A 3,900-nucleotide genomic window follows, 5' to 3' on the forward strand; every position below is an offset into this window, starting at 1 on the left:
ACTTCCTTATGTTAACATCTTCGTTAGTTAATGTCAACTAAGTTTTTTATTTTTGTTTGTCGCTTTCGACGTTAATGTCATCGGCGACTTGTTCTATATTACACCTCTATATACTAATCGTCAATACCTTTTTATAAAGTTATTCAACTTAATATTTTTACAATCTCTAACCTAAAAAGAATCTATAAATATTGCATTACCCGAAAGCTGCTTCGACCTAACCTTAATTTGTACGGAATTTTTTCCCCAGCCAAACTAACAACCATATTTTAATAAATACTAAGATGCAATTAAAAACTTATCACGCTTCCTAACACCTCTTTGTTTATCGGGCACCCTATTAGAGAAAATTGAAGATATACGTATTTTTATAACAGACAACGATACAGAAATTCTTATATACTACTCTAGTTATAGAGTCCCCTTATTATAAAGTAATCGTTACTTACCTGTTCACTCGTAAATATATAGAAACACGCTGCTAATACATTTACTAATTATCCCTTCGTCACTAAAATAGCAGGCTTATACCTCTTTCATCTTTAGCAGCATGCATTTCTATATAGCCTAGCCGTAATAATTTTTATATCCTCTTAACAAACATTCAAGATACAAAACTAAACTATACTCGAGGCCCAAACCTGATTAATAGCATTTCTTTTTCAAACACATATACCAGATTAAAAATACGTACCTCGATTGATCGAGTGTACCCAACACACCAGATAGGAACGTTTGTTCTTTTTGTATTTTATCACATTTAAGAATGTTTATCCTATACCTATTATTTACGTTCTATCACTAGAAGAGCAAATCGAGTTACTAACAAAGCATGTAACTTTATTGCTTCTATTATGTGTCCCCCGTTTTGAAATACACATAGAATCACAAATTCATTTATTTCTAGCTACAAACCTAAGAATACTCAATAAGAAGAAACCAATACATATAAAACACCCACAAAAACAAGTTCTGTAACAAGGTATACTTTAGCTGCACAATTATAAATCACAATCTTTTCAACACCTATAGAAGTCCTGTACGTATTTAACGCAAATATAAACTACAAAAGTTTCAATATAAAAAGAACCGGAATTTCTACTCTAAGGAAAATCCGGCTCTTTTTATATTTGGCCATAACAAAAATAATTTTTACATTTAATATTCCCAATTCTGCTGCACTGAAAATGGATGTATCATATCTGCCACTGCATGATATAGATTTTCTGGATGTTCAGCTATCCGATGACATAAATACAAGTACCACTCTTTCCCATAAGTCAAATATACTCTAGCGTTATGCCCCTTGTTTTTCAAATCACTTAACATATCCGGACGAATTCCATATAGCATTTCTATTTCTACATTAGATTGACTAAAATATTGACGTTGCTCCATCTCTTTAATAATAATTTCATCGTGTGTAGCTATAGATACAGGGTGATTATTTCCAATTAGTTGTTCTACAATCCGAAGGTACTGTTGATTTAAATCAGTTGACCTAGGCATAGCAATATCTGAAGCTTCTTGATAGGCACCTTTTACAACTCTTATTTTCCCTGGATAATTTAGGAGTTCTTGAATATCATTGTTCGAACGATATAAATGTACCTGAATCGTTATCCCTACATTAGGATATTGCTCAGTTGTTTTTTTATAGATAGAAAGTATGTCCGCTACTTTAGATGATTCTTCCATACTTATCATAAGGGTAGTTCCATATACTTTTGCCTTCTCTGCCAACTCCATTAAATGAATATAAGATATTTCTGGATCTATAGATAATCCAATATGCGATAAATCGAGTGATACTGTTTGTTTTATTGGCAGGGCACCCACGTCTCCAATAAGATTCAAAAACTCATTTTTCGCTTTATAACATTCCTTTATATCTAGAGTATTTTCCCCTATGTATTCTAGCGAAGTATGATACCCTTTTGTAATTAGTTCTTTTGCTGTCATAATCCCCTCATGTCTCGTTTCTCCGGTGACAAAGCGTTTCGCAGCCTGCAATAATAACACATAGAGTTCGGTAGATTGTTGTACATAGGATTTTATATGTTCATTTCGTGCAATCGATTTAAATGCCTGAGCTACTTGGAGTTCTGGTTTAGTTATCAAATTTTCATCTCCTTTAGAACTATTTGTTCCAACTATAGCATGCTAAAATGGTTCGTATCAGTACCATTTTAGCTATACTTTTATGGTACCAATTTTGATGAAGGGAGCATTTATATGCTTTGGATGCCTATTGATCGATCGCTAGATATAAGTTTAATTCGCCAGGTTTATCACCAAATACGTGAACGAATATTAAACGGAGAGCTACAATCCGGAGAAAAACTACCATCAACACGGGAATTATCTTCTGAGTTGAGCGTGTCTAGGAATGTAATTTTAGAAGCTTATGATCAATTACTTTCCGAAGGTTTTTTGGCCACTCGACAGGGAGCCGGGACATTCATTGCCGAAGGGACTTATTTAAAACAACATAAAGAATCAACTCTAATTGATTCTTTATCTTGGTGCGAAGAAACAAACAAAGACAGCAACATCATTAATTTCCGTTCAGGGATACCAGCATTAGACTTATTTCCACGTAAAGTATGGGCAAAGTTATCTCACACCACATGGAATGAAGCACCCCCTTCTACACTTGGATACGATATTCCCGAAGGACGTCCCGAATTAAGAAAGGCTTTATCACGCTATTTGCTAAAAACAAGAGGAGTTTTTTGTCATCCAGAACAATTGGTGATTACTTCCGGTGCAACTCAAGCTTTAACACTTGTTTCTAAATTACTTTTGTCAACGGGCGACGAAGTACTAATAGAAGACCCCATCACCAATGACATTCAAATAATTTTTAAAAATTCAGGGGCCTTCCTTCATCCTATACCAGCGGATGATAATGGGATGGATACATCTTCGCTGCCTACAAATAAAAACCCAAAATTCATCTTCACTACTCCTTCTCATCAGTTTCCTTTAGGAGGAGCATTACCGATTCAACGACGGGTTCAATTGATTAACTACGCAAGGAAAACAAATTGTTATCTCATTGAAGATGATTATGACAGTGAGTTTCGATATGAAGGTTCACCTGTAAGTTCATTACAAGGATTGGATCCCGAGCGTGTTATATATGTAGGTTCATTTAGTAAAATTTTATCACCGGCCCTTAGGATGGGATACTTAGTTCTTCCCTCACAGCTTATTGAAAAATGCCGCAGTGTAAAATGGTTTTCAGATTTACATACATCTTCTTTAAATCAGCTTGTCCTTGCTAAATTTATTGCCGAAAATCATTTGGAGCGGCATATTATGAAGATGAAAAAAATTTATAAAAATCGGAGAGACTTCCTTATCGAGCAATTAAAATTAGCATTCTTAAATGAAATCAATATTTTCGGTTATTCTACAGGATTACACCTGATTGTTGAATTCAATCAAGTTCAATTCACAAAAGAATTACTTGAGAAAATCCAACAACTCGGAGTAAAAGTATATCCCGTGGAAGACCATGCCATTGAAAAAGGAAAACATCATAATCGAATTATTATGGGGTATGGACATTTAACAACTGAAGAAATAAAAGAAGGTGTTAGCAGACTACAGAGGGCAATACCTTGTAGATATTCTTGTTAACGAATGACAGTTTAACAAACTTGTCCATATTTTTCTGAAGGTATGCTATTTAAATGTGAAATTCTTGCTAGATAAACGTACTCATAGAGCCGATATTAATTACAAAATTATTTCATTAAACACAAAAAAGACGAGTCATACTGACTCGTCTTACAGTTGCTTGGCGACGTCCTACTCTCACAGGGACAAGGTCCCAACTACCATCGGCGCTAGAGAGCTTAACTTCCGTGTTCGGTATGGGAACGGGTGTGA

The 3,900-nt window shown here is 34.6% G+C and carries 2 protein-coding genes and 1 rRNA gene; 1 reads left to right on the top strand and 2 read right to left on the bottom strand.

All coding sequences use genetic code 11. From position 1 onward, the window contains the following. Positions 1 to 1,158: 1,158 nt before the first annotated feature. Positions 1,159 to 2,118, bottom strand: coding sequence for a proline dehydrogenase family protein (locus MR113_RS26920; protein ID WP_242257452.1), 960 nt, complete (start codon positions 2,116 to 2,118; stop codon positions 1,159 to 1,161). 117 nt (positions 2,119 to 2,235) lie between these two features. Between MR113_RS26920 and pdxR the strand changes: the two genes are divergently transcribed. Then, a complete protein-coding gene (gene pdxR / locus MR113_RS26925; RefSeq protein ID WP_242257451.1) occupies positions 2,236 to 3,648 on the top strand; it encodes a MocR-like pyridoxine biosynthesis transcription factor PdxR in 1,413 nt (470 codons plus the stop codon). Between the two features lie 158 nt (positions 3,649 to 3,806). Here the strand turns inward: pdxR and rrf are convergent. Beyond that, a 5S ribosomal RNA gene (gene rrf, locus MR113_RS26930) occupies positions 3,807 to 3,900 on the bottom strand; the annotation flags it as partial.

It is taken from the genome of Bacillus cereus group sp. BfR-BA-01379, assembly GCF_022663605.1.
Taxonomy (GTDB): domain Bacteria; phylum Bacillota; class Bacilli; order Bacillales; family Bacillaceae_G; genus Bacillus_A; species Bacillus_A mobilis.

What these genes read in the sequence shown, in the direction of transcription:
- pdxR (WP_242257451.1), top strand. Translation starts at nt 2,236, where the DNA reads ATGCTTTGGATGCCTATTGATCGATCGCTAGATATAAGTTTAATTCGC.